Annotated in this window: 15 protein-coding genes; 4 read left to right on the top strand and 11 right to left on the bottom strand. The window is 70.9% G+C overall.

Annotation, left to right across the window (positions count from 1 at the left end):
* Positions 1–183: 183 nt before the first annotated feature.
* Positions 184–2,514, top strand: coding sequence for a beta-glucosidase (locus ABD331_RS04090; protein ID WP_344470881.1), 2,331 nt, complete (start codon positions 184–186; stop codon positions 2,512–2,514).
* Here ABD331_RS04090 and ABD331_RS04085 read toward each other — a convergent pair.
* The 9 genes from ABD331_RS04085 to ABD331_RS04045 all read right to left on the bottom strand — a co-directional run bounded on the left by ABD331_RS04085 (position 2,507) and on the right by ABD331_RS04045 (position 13,854).
* Positions 2,507–4,288, bottom strand: coding sequence for a PA14 domain-containing protein (locus tag ABD331_RS04085; protein ID WP_344470880.1), 1,782 nt, complete (start codon positions 4,286–4,288; stop codon positions 2,507–2,509). The two genes, ABD331_RS04090 and ABD331_RS04085, sit on opposite strands and share 8 nt — an antisense overlap.
* Before the next feature lie 86 nt (positions 4,289–4,374).
* Complete coding sequence (locus tag ABD331_RS04080; RefSeq protein ID WP_344470879.1) at positions 4,375–5,385, bottom strand: endonuclease/exonuclease/phosphatase family protein; 1,011 nt, start codon at positions 5,383–5,385, stop codon at positions 4,375–4,377.
* Between the two features lie 67 nt (positions 5,386–5,452).
* A complete protein-coding gene (locus tag ABD331_RS04075; protein ID WP_344470878.1) occupies positions 5,453–6,244 on the bottom strand; it encodes an SAM-dependent methyltransferase in 792 nt (263 codons plus the stop codon).
* Positions 6,245–6,329: 85 nt separating this feature from the next.
* Positions 6,330–7,205, bottom strand: a complete 876-nt coding sequence (locus ABD331_RS04070) for a Cof-type HAD-IIB family hydrolase (protein ID WP_344470877.1) — start codon at positions 7,203–7,205, stop codon at positions 6,330–6,332.
* A complete protein-coding gene (locus ABD331_RS04065; RefSeq protein ID WP_344470876.1) occupies positions 7,198–9,627 on the bottom strand; it encodes a phosphoketolase family protein in 2,430 nt (809 codons plus the stop codon). The genes ABD331_RS04070 and ABD331_RS04065 overlap by 8 nt, the downstream gene beginning before the upstream one ends.
* 99 nt (positions 9,628–9,726) lie before the next feature.
* Entirely contained in the window at positions 9,727–11,082 is a 1,356-nt protein-coding gene (locus ABD331_RS04060; protein ID WP_344470875.1) for a dipeptidase, read from the bottom strand.
* A 3-nt stretch (positions 11,083–11,085) separates the two neighbouring features.
* Positions 11,086–11,535, bottom strand: coding sequence for a hypothetical protein (locus tag ABD331_RS04055; protein WP_344470874.1), 450 nt, complete (start codon positions 11,533–11,535; stop codon positions 11,086–11,088).
* Entirely contained in the window at positions 11,532–12,974 is a 1,443-nt protein-coding gene (gene gadC, locus ABD331_RS04050; protein WP_344470873.1) for a glutamate/gamma-aminobutyrate antiporter GadC, read from the bottom strand. Before gadC ends, ABD331_RS04055 begins: the two co-directional genes overlap by 4 nt.
* A 124-nt stretch (positions 12,975–13,098) precedes the next feature.
* The gene (locus tag ABD331_RS04045; protein ID WP_344470872.1) at positions 13,099–13,854 is read right to left on the bottom strand and encodes a PP2C family protein-serine/threonine phosphatase; all 756 of its coding nucleotides are present in this window, start codon (positions 13,852–13,854) and stop codon (positions 13,099–13,101) included.
* A gap of 314 nt (positions 13,855–14,168) precedes the next feature.
* On the opposite strand from ABD331_RS04045, the gene ABD331_RS04040 reads away from it, so the two are divergent.
* Genes ABD331_RS04040 through ABD331_RS04030 form a run of 3 tightly spaced genes read left to right on the top strand, consistent with a single transcriptional unit; the run spans position 14,169 to position 17,135 of the window.
* Positions 14,169–15,323, top strand: coding sequence for a sensor histidine kinase (locus ABD331_RS04040; protein ID WP_344470871.1), 1,155 nt, complete (start codon positions 14,169–14,171; stop codon positions 15,321–15,323).
* A 31-nt stretch (positions 15,324–15,354) separates the two neighbouring features.
* Positions 15,355–16,473: a hypothetical protein gene (locus ABD331_RS04035; RefSeq protein WP_344470870.1), complete on the top strand. Its 1,119-nt coding sequence runs from the start codon at positions 15,355–15,357 to the stop codon at positions 16,471–16,473.
* On the top strand, positions 16,443–17,135 hold the full coding sequence (locus ABD331_RS04030) for a response regulator (protein WP_344470869.1): 693 nt from the start codon (positions 16,443–16,445) through the stop codon (positions 17,133–17,135). Before ABD331_RS04035 ends, ABD331_RS04030 begins: the two co-directional genes overlap by 31 nt.
* A 60-nt stretch (positions 17,136–17,195) precedes the next feature.
* Here the strand turns inward: ABD331_RS04030 and ABD331_RS04025 are convergent, their stop codons facing one another.
* Positions 17,196–17,762, bottom strand: a complete 567-nt coding sequence (locus ABD331_RS04025) for a Uma2 family endonuclease (RefSeq protein ID WP_344470868.1) — start codon at positions 17,760–17,762, stop codon at positions 17,196–17,198.
* Positions 17,763–18,078: 316 nt separating this feature from the next.
* Positions 18,079–19,296, bottom strand: a complete 1,218-nt coding sequence (locus ABD331_RS04020; protein ID WP_344470867.1) for a helix-turn-helix domain-containing protein — start codon at positions 19,294–19,296, stop codon at positions 18,079–18,081.
* Positions 19,297–19,497 lie beyond the last annotated feature (201 nt).

The following is a 19,497-nucleotide window of genomic DNA, read 5'->3' as shown; positions in this document are numbered from 1 at the left end:
GGCGCGACCGCCACGCCGCACAAGTTTCCTGAAAGTTTCACCGGCCCCGTGAAGCGGGCGCCGCTGGTCAATGAGGGCAGCGAAGAAGGGTTTCCCGGCTTACCGAAAGAGGGTCGCCGAAATTTTCGGCGGGATGTCGAAATATTCTTGACGAGCTTGCGGGCGCCACCTACGGTCGCACCCATGACATCTGTCGACGCGCCAGGCCTCGCGCCCTGGCGGGACGCCGCCCGTGCGGCCGAGGAGCGGGTGGAGAGCCTGCTGGCCGAGCTCACCCTGGAGGAGAAGGCCGCGCAGCTCGGATCCGTGTGGATCCAGAGCGGCGAGTCCGGCAACGTGGCGCCTCTGCAGGACCGGTTCGCGGTGGACGGCGGGATGGAGGAGCGGCTGCGCTACGGGCTCGGCCACCTCACCCGCGTCTACGGCACCGCCCCGCTCAGCCCCGCCGAGGGCGCGGCGCGCCTGCGCTCGCTCCAGGAGCAGGTGACGGCCGCCAACCGGCACGGCATCCCGGCGATCGCGCACGAGGAGTGCCTGACGGGGTTCGCCACGTACGGGGCCACCGCGTACCCGACGCCGCTGGCCTGGGCGGCCACCTTCGACCCCGGCCTGATCGAGCGCATGGCCGCGGCGATCGGCGCCGACCTGCGCGCGGCCGGGGTGCACCAGGGGCTCTCGCCCGTCCTGGACGTGGTGCGCGACTACCGGTGGGGCCGGGTCGAGGAGACGCTCGGCGAGGACCCGTACCTGGTGGGGCAGCTCGGGGCGGCGTACGTGCGCGGCCTGGAGAGCGCCGGCGTCATCGCCACGCTCAAGCACTTCGCCGGGTACGCCGCCTCGCGCGCCGGTCGCAACCAGGCGCCGGTCAGCATCGGCCCGCGCGAGCTGGCCGACGTGATCCTGCCGCCGTTCGAGACGGCGCTGCGCGAGGGCGGGGCGCGCTCGGTGATGAACTCCTACACCGACCTCGACGGCGTGCCGGTCGCCGCCAGCTCGCACCTGCTGCGCCGCGTGCTGCGCGAGGAGTGGGGCTTCGACGGGACGGTGGTGTCCGACTACTGGGCGATCCCGTTCCTGGCGTCCATGCACGGGGTGGCCGAGGACCTGGCGGGGGCCGGGGCGCTGGCGCTGGCGGCGGGCATCGACGTGGAGCTGCCCGAGACGCACGGCTACGGCGCGCACCTGGTGGCGCACGTCCGCGCGGGACGGGTGGACGAGGCGCTGGTGGACGAGTCGGTGCGGCGGGTGCTGCGGCAGAAGATCGAACTCGGCCTCCTGGACGGCGACGCCGCTGCCCAGCCCATCCCGGATCTCGACCTGGACAGCCCGCGCAACCGCCGCCTGGCCGCGACCGTCGCGGAACGTTCCATCGTCCTGCTCGGCAACCCCACCCGCGTCCTGCCCCTGGCCCCGGCCACCACCGCCCGCATCGCGGTCATCGGCCCGTGCGCCGACGACCCGCGCACGTTGCTGGGCTGCTACGCCTTCCCCAACCACGTGCTCGACCGCTACCCCGACCACGGCATGGGCCTGCCGATCGCCTCCGTCAGGGACCGGCTGGCGGCCGAGTTCCCGCACGCCGACCTGCGCCACGCGGTCGGCGCCGACGTGACGGGCGAGGACCGGTCGGGCATCGAGCCGGCGGCGGAGCTGGCCGCCGGGTGCGACCTGGCGCTGCTGTTCGTCGGCGACAGGGCGGGCCTGTTCGGCGGCGGCACGTCCGGCGAGGGCTGCGACGCGGCGGACCTGCGGCTGCCCGGCCTCCAGCCGGAGCTGGTGGAGGCGGTGCTGGCCACGGGCACGCCGGTGGTGCTCGTGGTGGTGTCGGGCCGGCCGTACGCGCTGGGGGCGTACCAGGACCGGGTAGCGGCGGCGATCCAGGCGTTCCTGCCCGGCGTCGAGGGCGGCGCGGCGCTGGCGGGCGTGCTGAGCGGCCGGGTGAACCCGTCGGGGCGGCTGCCCGTGCAGATCCCCGCCTCGCCGGCCATCAACCCCTCCACCTACCTGCAGCCGCCTCTCGGGAGGAAGGCCGAGGGCATCACGGTGCTGGACCCGACGCCCGCGTACGCGTTCGGCCACGGCCTGTCGTACGCGCCCATCGAGTACGTCTCCATGGCCACCGACCTGGCCGAGTACCCCACCGACGGCGAGATCGAGGTGTCGGTGACCGTGCGCAACGCCGGCGACCGGGCCGCCGAGGAGGTGGTGCAGCTCTACGCCGCCGACCCGGTCGCGCAGGTGGCCAGGCCGGCCGCGCAGCTCGTCGGGTTCGCGCGGGTCGCGCTGGAGCCGGGGGAGAGCCGCGTGGTGGTGTTCGAGGTGCCGGCGGACGCGTTCTCGTACACGGGCGTCGAGCTACGCCGCATCGTCGAGCCCGGGCTGATCACGCTCGCCGCCGGCCCCTCGGCGGACGAGCCGCCGCTGCGCGAGGTCATCCGGCTGACCGGTGACACCCGCGAGCTGGTAGGGGCGCGGCGGCTCACCACCGGGACGCGGCTCCTGGACGTCAGGTGAGCAGCTTCTCCTTGGGCACGATCTGCCTCGGGACGGTCGGGCTCGACCAGTGGAGCTGGGCGATGGCGTCGTAGCCGCCGTCGTAGAACTCCATCCTGAGGTCGTGCGTCCCGGCCGTCAGGGCGATCTGCCCGCTGTCCTCCCGTTTGGAGTGGTCGGTCCAGGCGTCCACGAGCAGCGTCCCGTCCACCCAGAGCCGCACGCCGTCGTCGCTGGTGGTGATGAACGTGTACGTCTCGGCGCGGTCCGCGATCACCTTGCCCGTCCACCGCACGCTGAACGTGTCGGGTGACACGGCGGGGTCGGGGGCGTTCGCTCCCCAGTCGAAGTCGACGTTCGGATCGACGCGGGTCACCTTGGGGGCGGTCAGGTCGGCATTGTCGAAGTAGGTGGCGCTCAGCCCCTGCTCCGAGATGACCAGGGTGGTGACCGAGCCGGCCGGGAGCGTGAGCGTGGCGGCGCCGCCCGCGACGGCGGCGGTCCCGGCGGGGTGCGGGGCCCACGCGTCGGAGGTGCTCCGCCAGACGGCGGCCGTGCCGGTGGTCAGGCCGCCGAACGTGAGCGTGGTGTCCATCGGCTGGTCGCCGACGTTGACCAGGACGACGTTCTTGGCCGCGTCGGAGGCGAACACGTGCAGGAGGTCGCTGTCGGCGGTCGCCGTCACCATCGTCGTGCCGAACGGCCTGAACAGGCCCTCGCCGGTGAACATGCCGATGCCGTGGTACATGGGCAGCGGCTCGTTGCGCGGCACCCCGCCCTCGCCGTCGGTGCTGGTCAGGCCGAGCCGGCCGTTCTTGTCGCCGTACTGGTAGGCGGCGGCTCCCGCACGCAGGATGCTGCCGAGCGCCGCCGCGCCCCACAGCGTGTTGAAGTGCGTCAGCGTACGGTGCCCGTCCTCGTCCTCGTAGTCCGAGTTGTACTCGCCGATCTGGAGGTCGATCTTCCGGCCGAGCACGGACTCGGCGAGCGCGGACACCTCCTTCAGATCGGTCTCGTACTGGCGGACGACGGGGCCGAGGAGCTGCTCGTCGGTGGCGGGGTCGGCGCCGCCGGTGCCGTAGTCGTGGTAGTCGAGGAAGTCGACCCGGTCGCCCGACCCCTCCAGGAACGTCCTGATGTAGCCCAGGTCGTTGTAGGCCGCGGCGGGCCCGCCGATCTTGACCTGCGGGTCCTCGGCGCGCAGGGCGTCGGCGATCAGGTTGAAGCGGGCGCTGTACTCGGCGGCCGGGATCGCCGCCTTGCCGGGCACGCAGCCGTCGCAGTCGGTCTCGTTGCCCGCGATGAACCGCCGCACCGGCTGCCCGGTGGCCGCGAAGTGCCGGTAGAGCGCGACGGCGTCGTCGCGGTTCACCTCGGCGCTCTGGCGCGGGTCCATCGGCAGGATGAGGACCGGCTCCGCGCCGAGGTCGCGGATGGCCGCGATCCAGGCGTCGCCCGTGACCTCGGTGTCGCAGTAGTAGCCGCCGCAGACGATCCGGCTGTCGTGGTCGCCGGGCCGCTCGTAGTGCAGCTCGATGCGCATCCGCCCGGCGCCGAGCTTGCCGATCAGCTCGCGGTGCCGGGCGTCGTTGGTGATGTAGGACTGGTTGCCGTACCCCGTGATGCCGATGCCGTAGTCGGCGGCGGACAGCGTACGGACGGGCTTGGTGAAGTCGACCGAGACGGACACGGGCGCGGCGGCCCGCGCCGGCGATGTCATCGGCCCGATCGCGACGGCGGCGGCCAGGCCGCCCGCGAGGGCGGCGCTCAGCGCCCGGCGCGCTAATGCGATCATCGTGCTCCTGTCACAAGATCCGGAATTTCCCGTGGATCATGACAGAGATCCATGACGATCGGGTGAACCGGGATGTGACGGCCAGGTCAGGGCAGCCGCAGCTCGGCGAGGACGGCGCGATGATCCGTCCTGGGCACGTTCAGGATGTCCACCCGGCTCACCGCCACGCGCCGGTCCGCCACCACGTGATCGATGGCGATGATCGGCGGCATCGCCCGGCCGCTCGGCCAGGTCGGCGTCAGCCCCTTGCCGGCCTGCTCGGCCGCGTCCACGTAGCCCCTGCTCAGGAGGTCGCGGAAGGCCCGGTGGTCGAGGGTGGCGTTGAAGTCGCCGGCCAGCACCCGCACCGCCGATGGCGAGGGCGCGGGCAGGGCCCGCAGTGAGGCGTTCCAGTCGGCCTCCTTCGGCCCCAGCGGCGGCCTCGGGTGCACGGCCACCAGCTCCACCCGGCCGCCGCCGGGCAGGGTCACGGCGGCGGCCGGCATGTTGTGCCCGATCACCGTGAACAGGCCGGGCAGCTCCGTCGCCGGATGCCGGGAGTAGATGCCGCTGCCGATCGCGTCGGACTCCGGCTGCAGCACCCGGTGCGGCATGAGCTGCCTCAGCCCGGCCGCGTCCAGCGACTCGGCCCCGGCGTGGGTGAGCTCCAGAGCGGTGAGCACGTCCACGTTGTTGCGGCGGACGAGGTCCACCACCGCCTGCGCGTCGCCCTTGGTGAACAGGTTGATCGTCAGGACCCGCAGCGCCGGGCCGCCAGCCGCCGGCTGCTCGGCGGCGATCGTCCGGGGCATCAGGACCGCGACCATCGCCACGCACGCCAGCGCGGCCACCAGCGCCCCCCAGCGGTTGCGCCGCAGCAGCGCGATCAGCGCGACCAGCGCCGCCAGGGCGGCGCCGTACGGCGTCACGGTCACGAGCTGCACCAGCAGCGTGCCCTGCTCCCAGCCGCCGATCCTGACCACGGCCCACGCGGCCAGCAGCACGGCGACCGCCCAGGAGAACCATCGCCTGCGCCGCCTCCTGGCCGGCGGCCGGTCGCCGGCCCCGGCCTCCTCGACGCCGGCCGTGGCGCTCACGCCGTCCCCGATGCGATTCACAGCCTGCACCTTAAACGGCTTCGGCGAAGAGGGCGCAGCGCTACCTGTGAACGCGCTCAGGTTCGGGCTACCGCTTGCGGCCCACCCCGGCGTACATCCAGGCCGCCTCCTCGGCGAAGAGCGGCTCGTCGCGCCACTTGGAGACCGCCACCAGGCCAGGGTCCAGCAGGTCGAAGCCCTCGAAGTAGCGGGCGATCTGCTCGCCGGTCCGCGGCGTGCGGTGCATCGCCTGCGGCCGGGTCGCCTTCAGGTAGTCGCCGGCCACCTTCGGCGGGACGAGGTCGAGCGTCAGGTGGCTGAGCACGAGGTAGCTGCCGGGCGGCAAGGCCTGCGCGTAGGCCTTGACCAGCCGCTCGGGGGCGTCGTCGTCCGGGATGTGCATCAGGATCGCCACCATGACCAGCGCGATCGGCCGGCTGAAGTCCAGCGTGGCCAGCACGTCGGGGTGCTCCAGGATCGACTGCGGCTCGCGCACGTCGGCCTCGATGTAGGCCGTCCGGCCCTCGGGGGTGCTGGTCAGCAGCGCCCTGGCGTGCGCCATGACGATCGGATCGTTGTCCACATAGACGACGCGGGACTCCGGCGCCTGCGCCTGGGCGACCTCGTGCGTGTTGCCCTGGCTGGGGATGCCGGTGCCCAGGTCCAGGAACTGGCGCACGCCGAGGTCGCTCAGGTGCCGCACCGCCCGGCCGAGGAAGGCCCGGTTGTTCCTGGCGCTCTCGCGGATGCCGGGCACCGCGGTCATGGTCTGCTCGGCCACCCGGCGATCGGCCTCGAAGTTGTCCTTGCCGCCGAGCCAGTAGTCGTAGACGCGGGCGGAGTGCGGGATGTTCGGGTTGATGCCGTGCGGTGCGCTCACAGCGACGATCTTAAGTCAGCCGACTGCCGCTATGGTGCGAAATCAGGTCACAGTGCTGGCGCGGCGACTTCGGTGCGAAGTCAGGTCACAGTGGTGGCGCGGCGACGGCTCTCGGCAGCACGTACTGCTCGATCGCCTGGGCGAAGCCGTCCTCCTCGTTCGACGCCGTCACGTACGTGGCCTGCCGCTGCACCTCCGGGCTCGCGTTCCCCATGGCGACGCTCATGCCGCTGCGCACGAACATCAGCACGTCGTTCGGCTGGTCGCCGACCGTGACGACCTGCTCCAGCGGGATCCGGTAGTAGCGCGACAGCCGTTCGACCACCACGCCCTTGTTGGCCGTCGGATGGGTGACGTCCAGATAGTACGCCTGCGACCGCGCGGCCGACACGTGCGCGGAGTAGCGCGCCTGGACGTCGGCCTCGCACCGCGCCACCAGGTCGTGGTCGTCGCTGACCCCGACGATCTTGACGACCCGGTCGAGCAGCCCGTCGTACGACGGCACCACCGTGGGCTGGAACCGCACCGTCCTGGACTCCCGCTCGGCGTGCGGGGCGTGCGGGTCGGTGACGAACCAGTCGGCGCCCCGGTAGATCCAGGCGTACAGGCCGTGCGAGCGGATCGTGGCGATCACGTCGGCCGCCACGTCCGCCGGGATCGACCGCTCGTCCACGACCGTCAGGTCCGGCAGGACCAGGATGCCGCCGTTGAAGGCGGCCATCGGGCCGGTCAGGCCGAGCGGCTCGATCAGCATGAACATGCCGCGCGGCGGCCGGCCGCTGGTGATCGCGAAGAGCGTGCCGCGCTCGTGCAGGCTCCTGATGGCCCGGATCGTGCGCGGCGTCAGCTCCTTGGTCCTCGGCACGAGGGTGCCGTCCACGTCGGCCAGCACGGCGGCGATCGGCTGCTCCTTGTCGCCGGGCAGCCTCCCGCCGCCGCTCAGGCCCGCCTCGTCAGTCATGGTCGGTCCACACCCAGTCGCGGATCTCGGGCTGGTCCTCGAAGTGCTCGCGCGCGTACGCGTTGGCCTCGGCGATGCGCGCCTCGCACTGCGCCACCAGGTCGGGAGCCCGGTTGCTGAGGCGCGGCACCCGCCGGATCGCCTCGGCCGCCAGGTGGAAGCGGCTCATCTCGTTGAGCACGACCATCTGGAACGGGGTGGTCGTCGTGCCCTGCTCGTTGAAGCCGCGCACGTGGATGCGGCCCACGTGCGGATGCCCGTGCACGATCTCGTGGATGGCCCGCCGGTAGCCGTGGAAGGCGAACACGACCGGCTTGTCCTCGGTGAACAGCTCGACGAACTCCTTGTCCGTCGTCCCGTGGGGGTGGTACTCGACCGGGAACAGGCGCATCAGGTCGACCACGTTGACGACACGTACCCGCAGGTCAGGAACGATCCTGCGCAGGTACCAGGCCGCCGCCACCGTCTCCATGGTCGGGATGTCGCCCGCACAGCCGAGCACCACGTCCGGGTCCCCGCCGTCGTCGTTGCTCGCCTGGTGCCAGATGGACACGCCGTTCTCGCAGTGCCTGATGGCCGTCTCCATGTCGAGGAACTGGAGCTGCGGCTGCTTGTCGATCACGATGAGGTTCACGTAGTCGCGGCTGCGCAGGCAGTGGTCGCCCACCGACAGCAGGCAGTTGGCGTCCGGCGGCAGGTAGATGCGGGTCACCGTGCCGCGCTTGGACAGCATCACGTCGATCAGCCCCGGGCCCTGGTGGCTGAACCCGTTGTGGTCGTTGCGCCAGCAGGTGGAGGTGAGCAGGATGTTGAGCGAGGCCACCGGCTCCCGCCACGGCACGTTGCGCGCCTCCTGCAGCCACTTGGCGTGCTGCACCGCCATCGACGCGGAGACCATCGCGAACGCCTCGTACGTGGCGAAGACGCCGTGCCGGCCGGTCAGCGTGTAGCCCTCCAGCCAGCCCTCGCACAGGTGCTCGCTGAGCACCTCCATGACGCGGCCGTCGGGCGACAGGTGGTCGTCGATGTCCAGCGTCCGGCCGACGAAGCAGCGGTTCTCGACCTCGAAGACGTTGCCGAGCCGGTTGGAGTTCGTCTCGTCCGGGCAGAACAGGCGGAAGTTGGCCGCCTCGGCGTTGCGCGAGTAGATGTCGCGCAACATCATGCCGAGCTGGCGGGGCGACTCGCGGCGGATCACGGCGGGCTGCTCCACCTTGACCGCGTAGTCGCGGAAGTCGGGGATGTTCAGGTCGATGAGCACCTTGCCGCCGTTCGCGTGCGGGTTCGCGCTCATGCGGCGCTCCCCGGCGGGCGCCAGCGCGGCCAGCTCGGGCACGAGCCGGCCGTTCTCGTCGAACAGCTCCTCCGGCCGGTACGACCGCAGCCAGTCCTCGAGCTGCGCCAGGTGCGCCGGGTTGGTCCTGGTGTCCGACATCGGCACCTGGTGTGAGCGGAAGGTGCCCTCGGCGGGCCGCCCGTCCACCTCCTTGGGCCCCGTCCAGCCCTTGGGCGTGCGCAGCACGATGGCGGGCCAGCGCGGCCGGTCGAAGACGCCGTGCCTCCTGGCCTCCCGCTGGATCGCCCTGATCTGCTCGTGGCAGCGGTCGAGCGTCGCGGCCAGCTCCTGGTGCACGCCGGGCGGGTCGTCGCCCTCGACGAAGTGCGCCTGGTAGCCGTTGCCGCGCAGGAACGCCTCGATGTCGGTGTCGCTGTCACGGCTGATCACGGCCGGGCCGCTGATCTTGTAGCCGTTCAGGTGCAGGATGGGCAGCACCGCGCCGTCCCTGGCCGGGTTGAGGAACGCGGTGCTCCGCCAGGCGCCCGCCAGCGGGCCCGACTCGGCCTCGCCGTCGCCCACCACCGCCGCGACGATCAGGTCGGGGTTGTCGAAGGCCGCGCCGAACGCGTGCGACAGCACGTACCCCAGCTCGCCGCCCTCGTGGACCGAGCCGGGCGTCGGCACGCTGACGTGGCTGGGTACGCCGTCAGGCGTCGAGAAGCGGCGGCACAGCAGCCGCAGCCCCGCCAGGTCCGACGTCACCGCAGGGTAGAACTCCGAGTACGTGCCCTCCAGCCACGCCTGGCCGACCAGGGCGGGGCCGCCGTGGCCCGGCCCGGCGAGGTAGATGACGCTCGCGTCCTCCTCCTTGATGAGCCTGTTCAGATGCAGGTAGATCAGGTTCAGGCCGGGGGAGGTGCCCCAGTGGCCGAGCAGCCGCGGCTTCACGTGCTCACGCCGCAGCGGCTCCCTGAGCAGGGGGTTGTCCTGCAGATAGATCTGCGCCACGGTGACGTAGTTGGCGGCCTGCCAGTACCGCTGCATCAGGTCCAGCTCCTCGGGCGACAGCGGTCCCGCCGTCGCCCTGCGCCGCTGCTCCTGTGCGCTCACCGCGCTGGATATGGTGACATCGAACCCGTACATGGGCGTGCGCCTCCTCGGGACGTGCCGTCATGCCGCTGGCCTCAACAGTCGGACCCGCCCAGGGCAGGGGCATCACCCGCGACGGGTGACGCGGCCGGGTCAGCGCGACAGGGCCGCGTACCTGCACAGGAACAGGGCCTCCGTCAGCGCCATCGAGGCCAGCTCGGCAGGGTCCACGCTCTCGTTGGGTGCGTGCATCAGCGTCCTCGGCTCCTCGACCCCCATCAGGATCAGCTCGGCCGCGGGGTAGGTCTCGGCGAGCACGTTGCACAGCGGGATCGAGCCGCCCTGCCCGAGCAGCGCCATGGGGCTGCCGTACGCCTCCTCCATGGCCCACCCGATCGCCTTGTACGCGGGCCCGTCGAGCCCCGCCATGAACGGCCGGCCCATGGCCTCGGTCCTGGTCGCCACCCGCACCCCCCACGGGGCGGCGGCGTGCAGGTGGGCGACGAGGGCGTCCCTGGCCTCCTCGACGTTCATGCCGGGCGGCACGCGCAGGTTGAGCCGCGCGGCGGCCCTGGGCACGATGGCCGCCGCCGACCCGACCACCGGCGGGCAGTCGATGCCGAGCACGGTCACCGTCGGGCGCGCCCACACCATGTCGGCGACGCTGCCGTCACCCAGCAGCACGACGTCGTCCAGCACGCCCGCGTCGCCGCGGAACTGCTCCGGCGGGTACGGCTCGCCGGTCCACAACTGCGTGGAGTCCAGCCCCGTGACGGTGGTGTTGCCGCGTTCGTCCCGCAGGCTCGCCAGCACGGCCACCAGCGCGGCCAGGGCGTCGGGCGCGGCTCCGCCGAACATGCCGGAGTGCACCTCCGAGGCCAGCGCCTCGACCGTCACCACGACGGTGACCAGGCCGCGCAGCGTGACCGTGGTGGCCGGGCGGCCGACCGCCGCGTTGCCGGTGTCGCAGATCAGGATCGCGTCGGCGCGCAGCAGGTCGGGATGGTTCTGCACGAACGTCTCCAGCCCGCCGGTGCCCTGCTCCTCCGACCCCTCGACGACCAGCTTCAGGTTGACGGGGACGTCGTCGCCGAGGGCCCGCAGCGCCAGCAGGTGCATGAGGATGTTGCCCTTGCAGTCGGCCGCGCCGCGCCCGTACCAGCGGCCGTCCACCTCAGTGAGCGTGAACGGCGGCGTCCGCCACTCGGACTCGGCCAGCGGCGGCTGCACGTCGTAGTGAGCGTAGAGCAGCACGGTCGGCGCGTACGGGTCGGCGCACGGCCTGGACCCGACCACCGCCTGGCTGCCGTCGGCCGTCTCGGCGAGGAACGCGTCGGCGAAGCCGAGCGCCGAGAACCTGCCGAGGACCCAGCGCGCCGCCCGCTCGCACTCCTCGGGCGGGAACTGGCGCGGGTCGGCCACCGACCTGATGGCGACCAGCTCGGCCAGCTCGTCGCGGGCCGCCGGCATGAGCTCCTGGACGCGTGATCGCAGCTCGGTCAGCTCCATGGCTCACCCTCCCGCCACGTCGGCCGTCAGCAGGCCCTCGATGAACTCCTGGTAGGCGGCGAGCTGGTCGGGGCAGTACGTCTGCACGATCAGCTTGCCGCCCTGGAGCACCTTGCTGTCGGCGATGACGGGCCGCGTGCCGGGCCCGCCGGCCCCGTTCGAGAGCTGGGCCTGCAACTGCGCCTGGTTCAGCGCCTCGTTGGGGCCCGCGCAGACGGCGCCGCCGTCCTCGCCGAGCACGCCCACGACCTGCTCCTGGGACGGCACGCGCGTCGCCCCCGCCTGCTGGAGCGCCGCGATGAACTGGTCGGCCTTCTGCTCGGCCGTGTCGGTCGGCGCGGGCGTGGGGACGACGAGCAGGGCGGCGACCATGGAGATGACCAGGACGACGCAGATGACGACGTACACGGTGGAGCGCTGCCCCCTGGTGGCGGTGCCCATGGTGGTGGTCATGACGCGTCCACCTGCTTCCACGAGGGCTTGCGCAGCCGGTAGAACAGGTACGGCACGACCAGGCCGAGCCCGAGCGCGCCGCCCGCCACGAACACGATGTAGAGCGCCGTGTTGCCCGACTCGAACTGCGACGGCGGCACGAACCCGACCAGCAGCGCCGCGAGCGAGGCGGCGAAGCCGACGCCGCAGAGCCCGGTCAGCATGGGGGCGCGGTAGCCGCGCGGATGGTCGGGGTGGCTGCGGCGCAGCCGGACCGCGGCCACGAACAGCAGCAGGTACATGATCAGGTAGACCTGCGTGGTGATCACCGAGAAGATCCAGTACGCGCTGGAGACGTCGGGGATGAACGCGTACAGCATCGCGATCACCGTGGTGATCAGGCCCTGCACGACCAGGATGTTCTGCTGCACGCCGTGCTTGTTGAGCCGCTGCAGGTACGGCGGCAGATAGCCTTCCTGGCGCGCGATCAGCAGCAGGCCCTTCGACGGCCCGGCCAGCCACGTCAGCATGCCGCCCAGCGAGGCGGTGACCAGCATGATGCCGATGATCGGGGTCAGCCACTGCGAGCCGAACTCGGCGAACACCGCGTCGAACGCCTGCATCACGCCCGCCGTCAGCGAGAGCTGCTCGGCCGGGACGACCCAGCTGATGGCCAGCGCGGGCAGGATGAAGATCGCCAGCACCAGGGCCATGGCCAGGAAGATCGCCTTCGGGAACTCCTTGCCCGGCTCGCGCAGCGACGACACGTGCACCGCGTTCATCTCCATGCCCGAGTACGACAGGAAGTTGTTCACGATCAGCACCAGGCTCGCCAGCCCGGCCCAGGCCGGCAGCAGGTTGTCGGTCGTCATCGGCGCGGCCGAGGCGTTGCCCTGGCCGAGGAAGACGATGCCGAGCACGACCAGCAGGACGCCCGGCACCAGCGTGCCGATCACGAGGCCGCCGCTGGCCAGGCCCGCCACGCCCTTCGTGCCGCGCGCGGAGATCCACACGCCGGTCCAGTAGCAGACCATGATGACCAGGGCGGTCCACACGCCGCTCGACGCCAGGTCCGGGTTGAAGACGTAGGCGAGCGTGCTGGCCACGTACCCCAGCAGGCTCGGGTAGTAGAAGATGGTCATCGCGAACTGGCACCAGACCGCGAGGAAGCCCATCGGCTTGGAGATGCCGAGGCTGACCCAGTTGTAGACGCCGCCCTCCCAGCCCGAGGCCAGCTCCGCCGACACCAGAGAGGTCGGCAGCAGGAACACCAGGGCCGGTATGAGGTACAGGAAGATGCAGGCCAGGCCGTAGACGGCCATGGTGGGTGCGGGGCGCAGGCTGGCCACGGAGCTCGTGGTCATCATGGCCAGGGCCACCCAGGAGATCCACACGGTGGCGGGGACGCGGGCTCGCGCCGTGGTCTCCCGCGGGTCGATCGGCGTGTCGGCGGCGCTCACGGCGCGTCCGTCCGCTGCGGAACCGTCATCCTGATACCCCCTGACATGGTGACAAAGGTGTTAATCAGGGTGGGTGACGGTAAGACGGCCGGATTCACCTCTTACGGGTGAGACCGGCCGCCTATCACGCCGTGACGTACTCCGCGATGATCACGGTGGCGTCGCCCTTCGGCTCCGCCGCGGCCATCTCGTCGTACATCCGGTCCAGGCAGGCCGCCGGTGACGCGCCGCCCGCGAACAGCTCCTTCATCCGCGCCGGGCCCAGCGTCTTGATCGCCCCGTGCGTGACGATCGCCACCCGGTCGCCCGGACGCAGCACCACCGCGCCCACCTCCGGCTTCAGCCCCGGCGGCAGCCCGATCCCGCGCAGCGGCGGGTCCTCGCCGAACACGTGCGGCGTCGTCAGCCGGCGCGGCTCGCCGCCCCTCGGGCACAGCCAGATCTCGCCGTCGCCCACGTGCGCGTACCGCAGCCGCGGGTTCTCCGCACGCTCCAGCACCACCAGGTCCAGGGTGCTGGCCAGCTCCGGCACGGCCGGGTCGCGCAGCGCCGCGTTCCGCACGGCGCGGTGCGCCGCCTGCGCGCACTCGTCCAGCGCCTCCTCGCCGTGCTGGGGGCGCGCCGCGACCACCGCCCCCAGGGTCAGTGCGGCGGCCAGGTGGGCGGGCTCGGCGCCGCCCACCCCCCGGGCCGCCGCGATCAGCCGCTCCTGGACGACGTACGCGTCCGACGGCCGCCCGTGCCCGCCCTCGTACGTGCCCCCGACCGCCACCAGCCGCGGCCGTGCGACCGGCATGCCGGCCGGCCAGTTCCCCTTCCTGCCCCTGACCGTCATCACCGACAGGCAGCCCAGCAGGAACGTGATCACGAACACTGTCATGAGGTCCCCTCCCACCGCGATCTCCGCGGCACATCGCGTCCTAGTACACGCTCTTGTGAAGGGACGCGGCTGACGGCCGTTCGGCCGTCGTAGCGCTCTGACGGCCGTTCAGCCGTCATGCCGCGGGCCTGGCCGCCGGAGAAGGTTCGATCAGGGCGGGACCACCGCAGCAGAGCCGAGGAAGACCACCATGAGGCCCACGACGCCAGGCGTCATCGCAAAAAGCACAAAATGCGCGGAGGAAACCCTTTCGCGTGCGCTTTTACCCGTTATCGTAAGATCCGTTCGATGCCCATATCGCGTGCGGACGGCTCATGGCTTCATCCGGCTCCACGAGATACGACTCGGCCACCAGGCAGCTGACCAAGGCCGTCGCGCGGACCGGGGCCGGGGCGCGCAGCGCGGTGGGCGCGGTGGCCGTCATCGCGGCCCTGTTCGGCGCGGTGCCGCCGGTGTCCGCGGCGTGGCTGACGCCGCTGCTGCTCGTCCACGCCGTGTGGACGGGGCTCTACATGCGGGTGTTCTTCCGCAAGGAGCTGCTGCCCTACTGGCTGGTGGCCAGTGACGTGGCCATCGTCGTCGCGCTGGGTCTCGCGCAGAGACACCTCGTCGCGACCGAGACGCTCGTCACGGGGTCGAGCTGGGTGCACGGGCTGGTCACGATGACCATCGTCATGGCCGGAGTGACCTGGCGGCCCGCGATCGCCGTCCCCATCGGCCTCGTCCTGGCCGGCGCCTTCGCCGCCGGCGTGCGACTGGCCTCACCCGAGCACGACGTGTACGGGCCCCTCGGCATCCACCTCGTGCAACTCCTCGCGATCGTGCTGCTCATGACGCTGCTGCGCCGCTCGGCCGCCTCGGCCGACACCTTCCTGCGGGAGAGCGCGCGTACCGAGATCTCCCTCATGGTCGAACGGCTCCGCCGCGAGGACGAGCTGCACCAGGTCGGCAGCATCCACGAGACCTCCCTGCACACGCTCACCATGGTCGGCCTCGGCACCTACGACCGGCCGTCGGCCACCCTGCGCGACCAGGTCGCCACCGACCTCGCCGCCCTGGAGAAGCTGCGCGACCAGCCGCACGCCGACTCCGCCCCCATCGCCCTCGACGCGCTGCTCGACGAGGTCGCCGGGCGGGCCACCGGCCTGGACGTACGCCGCCGCCTCACCCCCGAGACCGTCCCCGGCGACGTCGCGGAACGCTTCGCCCGCGCCGTCACCGAGGCCCTGGCGAACATCGCCCTGCACGCCGGCGTCCGCGAGGCCGAACTGGTCTCCGCCAGGCGCGGCGGCGAGATCGTGGTCGAGGTCGCCGACGCGGGCCGCGGGTTCGACCAGGAGCGGCTGCCGCCCGACCGGTTCGGCGTGCGCGGCTCCATCCTCGACACGATGCGCTCCCTGCCGAACGGCGGCGCCCAGATCTCCTCCGGCGACCGCGGCACCCGCGTCAGCCTGTGGTGGCGGCCATGACGGGGGAGACCGAGCGGGACGGGGGGCGCTCATGACCGAGGAGATCGAGCAGATCGCGCTGCGCTACGCCCGCTACACCGCCCTCGGCGCCGTCGTCATCGCCGGCGTCTGGCACCTCGGCTACGACCTCACCGTCACCCTCACCGGCTGGACCTCCTTCCGCTGGCCCTGGCTCGCCGTCGCGGCCTGGATCCTCTACTCCGTGATCTTCGTCATCGGCGCCCTCACCCTCTCGCGCCGCTCCCGCGGCCCCGACCGCATCCTGGCGCTCGCCCTCGCCACCCTCGCCGTGGACATCGCCGTGATCGTCGCCAGCCGCCCGGAAGAGCTGCTCGGCATCAGCGACTGGGGCTGGGGCTCCATCGGCTGGATCGGCGTCATGCTGATCTGGGGACGGCCGCGCTGGCGTACCGAGATCGTCGCCTTCCTGGCCGCGAACGCCCTCATCATGCTCACCGCCATGGCCCTGCTCGGCTCGTTCGACCGCGTCTCCATCGCCAAGTACCTGGTCGTCATCGCCGGCGGCGTCACCATGCAGCTCGGCTACATGGCGGGCTGCCACCTGCTGCGCACCCGCGCCGAGGAGACCGTCCTGCTGGCCCGCAAGCTCGCCGCCGACGACGCCTGGCGCGAGTCCGCCCACCGCATCCACGCCGACCGGCTGCGCCGCTACGAGGCCATCCGCGACGTCGCCGAGTCGCTGCTCACCCAGCTCGCCAACGGCGCCGACCCGGGCGACCCGCGCGTACGCGAGGACTGCACCGCCGGCGCGATGCGGCTGCGGCGGCTCATCACCGAACGCGAGGACGTCCCCGACGAGCTGGTCTCCGTCCTGCGCGAACGCATCGACGCCGCCGAACGCCGCCAGGTCCTCGTCACCGCCCCGCCGTTCGGCGAACACCTGCCCACCCTGCCGGACGGCGTCCGCGAAGACCTGCTCAGAGCGCCCGTCAGAGCACTGGACGGCGCCAGGACCCGCGCCAGGGTCACCGTGTCCGCCATGTCCACCATGGTGAGCGTGGCGGTCGTGGCCGACAACGACGACCTGCCCATCAGCCCCACCCCCGTGCAGGAGGCCAGCGGCGTCGTCGTCAGCTATCAGCGGCTGGGAGGTGAGGTATGGGTGAACAGCATCTGGCAGGACCGGTGACGGTCGCCCTGGTCGAGGACCATCAGGTCGTGGTGGACGGCGTACGGTCGTGGTTCGGGCCGCCCAGCCCGATCGAGCTCGTCGCCCAGGGCCCCACCATCGAGTCCGTCCGCGGCGCCACCGCCGACGTGCTCCTGCTCGACCTCAACCTCAACGGCACCATGGTCGTCGACCGCGTCGCCGAGCTGTGCGCGGGCGGCCAGCGCGTGATCGTCTTCTCCGAGCACGAGGAACCGGAGATCGTCCGCAAGGTCCTGGACGCGGGGGCCTCCGCCTTCATCGGCAAGGGCCGCGCGACCCGGGACTCCTGCGTGGAGACCATCCTGGAGGTGGCCGCCGACCGGCCCTCCGTCACCCCGCCGATGGCCCAGGCCATCGCGACCGACGAGGGCCCGCACCGGCCACAGCTGTCCGACAAGGAACGGGCGGCGCTGCTGTACTGGTTCCAGTCCATGTCCAAGGCGTCGGTGGCGGCGCGGATGGGGATCAAGGAACGGACGGTGCGGCAGTACATCGACCGGGCGCGGGTCAAATACGCGGCGGCCGGAAGGCCCGCGCCCACCAAAGAGAAACTGCTCATCTGCGCCATCCAGGACGGGCTGGTCCAGCCTGACGAGGTGACCGTCTACACTTCGCTGGCCGCTCGGGAGCAGCGGGAATGAGGCTCCTGGACCTCGGCACTCCCGGCAGGAGGGGGCCGGCAGAGCCGGGGTCCAGGTCTGTCAGAGGAGCTGGGCGGGGTCGAGGCTCACGGGAAACGGCTTCGTCAGCTTCGCCACTGTGCCGGCCTTGTGGGCGGTCGGTGGCTTGTACGCGCCGCCGTCGAGCTCGTAGACGTACAGGGTCGGGCCTTCGTCCGGCTCGACCCGCCAGTATGTGGGGACACCTGCCTCCGCATACGCCAGGGGCTTGAGTCCTCTGTCCTGCTTACTGGTGGCCTGGCTAACGATTTCCCCGATGAGCAATATGTGGTGAGGTGAGGCCATGGGCTCTGTGCTGAACGCTGCATCTCTGGGCATGACTACAAAATCGGGAATGTAGCAATCCGCGTCCGACGCGCGGAAGCCGACCTGCATCAGTGTCACCAAGTCATTCGTCGCTGCGTCTTCGAGGACGAACAGGGCGTTCTTGAGGGTCACTTGATGGCGAACGGTGTGCGGAGGGCTCACCAGAAGGCTGCCATTGCACAGTTCGTAGCGGTTTCCGTCGTCGGGGAACTGGAGTAAGTCGTCGGTGCTGAACGGTGGCTTGCCAGGAAGAACCGTGGGGCCGAAATCGTACGTGGTCACGTGCTCAGCCTAGACTCGGACAACAAATACTTGGCCAGCTCATCCAATGTGGCTCCACAGCGGACATTGGACAGCGGGCTTTCCCTGGGCACCAGGCTCGTGCGAACTGCCGCCCAGCCTCCGGCCATGTCGTGAATGTGCCATCCTGGGAAGGCGTCGATCACTTGTTGCAGGGTCATGGACATGGCTGAGCCTCGCGCACTTGTGCAGCCCATAGCCGTCGTGCACGTCCGAGGTTGCTTTGTCGCATGCCCTCTAAACTAGAGGCGTCCAGTGCGGGGAAATCGCATGCCTTGTGCGACCTGCCTTTACGGGGCTATGCGGTTGTCGTTTGGATACGTCGCGCCAATGACCGTAACGGCTCCGGAATGCGAGCGTGCGCACCAAGAAGTCCTCTGACGGTTTCGCGCGCCATGGGGTGATATGCGGTATGCTGCGGCGAGATTCGGTCGGCGTTCTTCAGAGAAGTCAGGGCGCGGTCCGCCTTTCCCGCCATGAGTTGCACGCGCGCGAGATCGATGTAGTGGTGTGAGGATCGCTCCGGGGAAAGGGTACGGGGCGGCGCAAAACCTTCGTTTCGCCGCAACGCCTCATCGGGATCTTCCAGTTCGATCGCGGCGGCTATCTCATGAATGCGTACGTTGCTCGGCCCGAAGGAAAGCCCGTAGTGGCTGGTGTCACGTCCGATGCGTGCGGCATATTCCCGCGCCAGCTCAAGGTGTTCCCAGGCTTCCGAGCTGCGTGGATGCATACGGGCGGACAGGATGGCGGATCGCAGATGCATGGAGCCCGCGACGGCGAGCCCCGGTTCGCTTCCTGAGATCAACGCGTCGAAGCTTCGATGGGCACGATCGAGAAAGGTGAGACCGGCACGGTAGGCCGCCGAGGCAAAGAACACCTGGGAGCGTTCTTCGGCGACGTAAGCCAGCAGTGCCGGGTCGTCAGTCTCGCGTGCCGCCTGCGTCGCGCGGTCCACCGCAACCGACGTCAGATCGACGTATCCCAGCCGGTATGCGATCGATTTCGCCGCCACGAAAACGTGCAACAGCATCTCCGCCACGGTCCGGCGGCCGGCGCCCGCGCTGCCGTGCAGGAGAAAGGCCAGCTCCTCGATCAGCCCCGGCAGGCGCTTGCCGAGTTCCACGTAGTCGATTTTGTCGAGCAGGGCGACGACCGCGCGCACGTCTTGTCGCAGCGCGTTCAGGCTTCTCGGCTCGGCCTCCAGTTCGGGCGGTACGTCCCAGTAGTTGAGCGCGACACGGATGGCCGGAATGCTGGCATGGACGCGGTCGGCGTGTCCGGTGGATCCCCGGTAGGGCTGGCCGGTCAAGTCGGTGACATCGATGCGCAACGCCCGGGCTATGGCCGCGATGAACCAGGGGGTCGCGGATTTGCTGCCCCGCTCGACCTGTGACACGAGACTCTTCGAGCAGGGAACGAGCATGGCCAGCCCGTCCTGTGTCAGTCCTGCGAGCTTCCGGGCTTCGGCGATGCGCGGGCCGATGCGTCCTTGATCCATGATCAGGATGTCCATCAGTTGCATCCTCTCCGGGTCCGCTGGCGACCTTCTGCCCAGAGTAAGCGGTAGTCGTTCGGACGGCTACGCAGAGCGAACAGCAGTCAGATTGAAACTTTCAACTTTGTGACCAGCTTCCGGAAAGCCCTTTCCGCAGTTCAGTCAGGGCTCCGGCCCGCCGCACCGCCCACTGACAACCGCCCTCACTTGGCCGCGCCC

The sequence above is a fragment of the Nonomuraea monospora genome, assembly GCF_039531895.1.
Taxonomy (GTDB): domain Bacteria; phylum Actinomycetota; class Actinomycetes; order Streptosporangiales; family Streptosporangiaceae; genus Nonomuraea; species Nonomuraea monospora.
The sequence above is the reverse complement of the archived record's forward strand: the minus strand, read 5'-3'. Positions and strand labels throughout refer to the sequence as shown.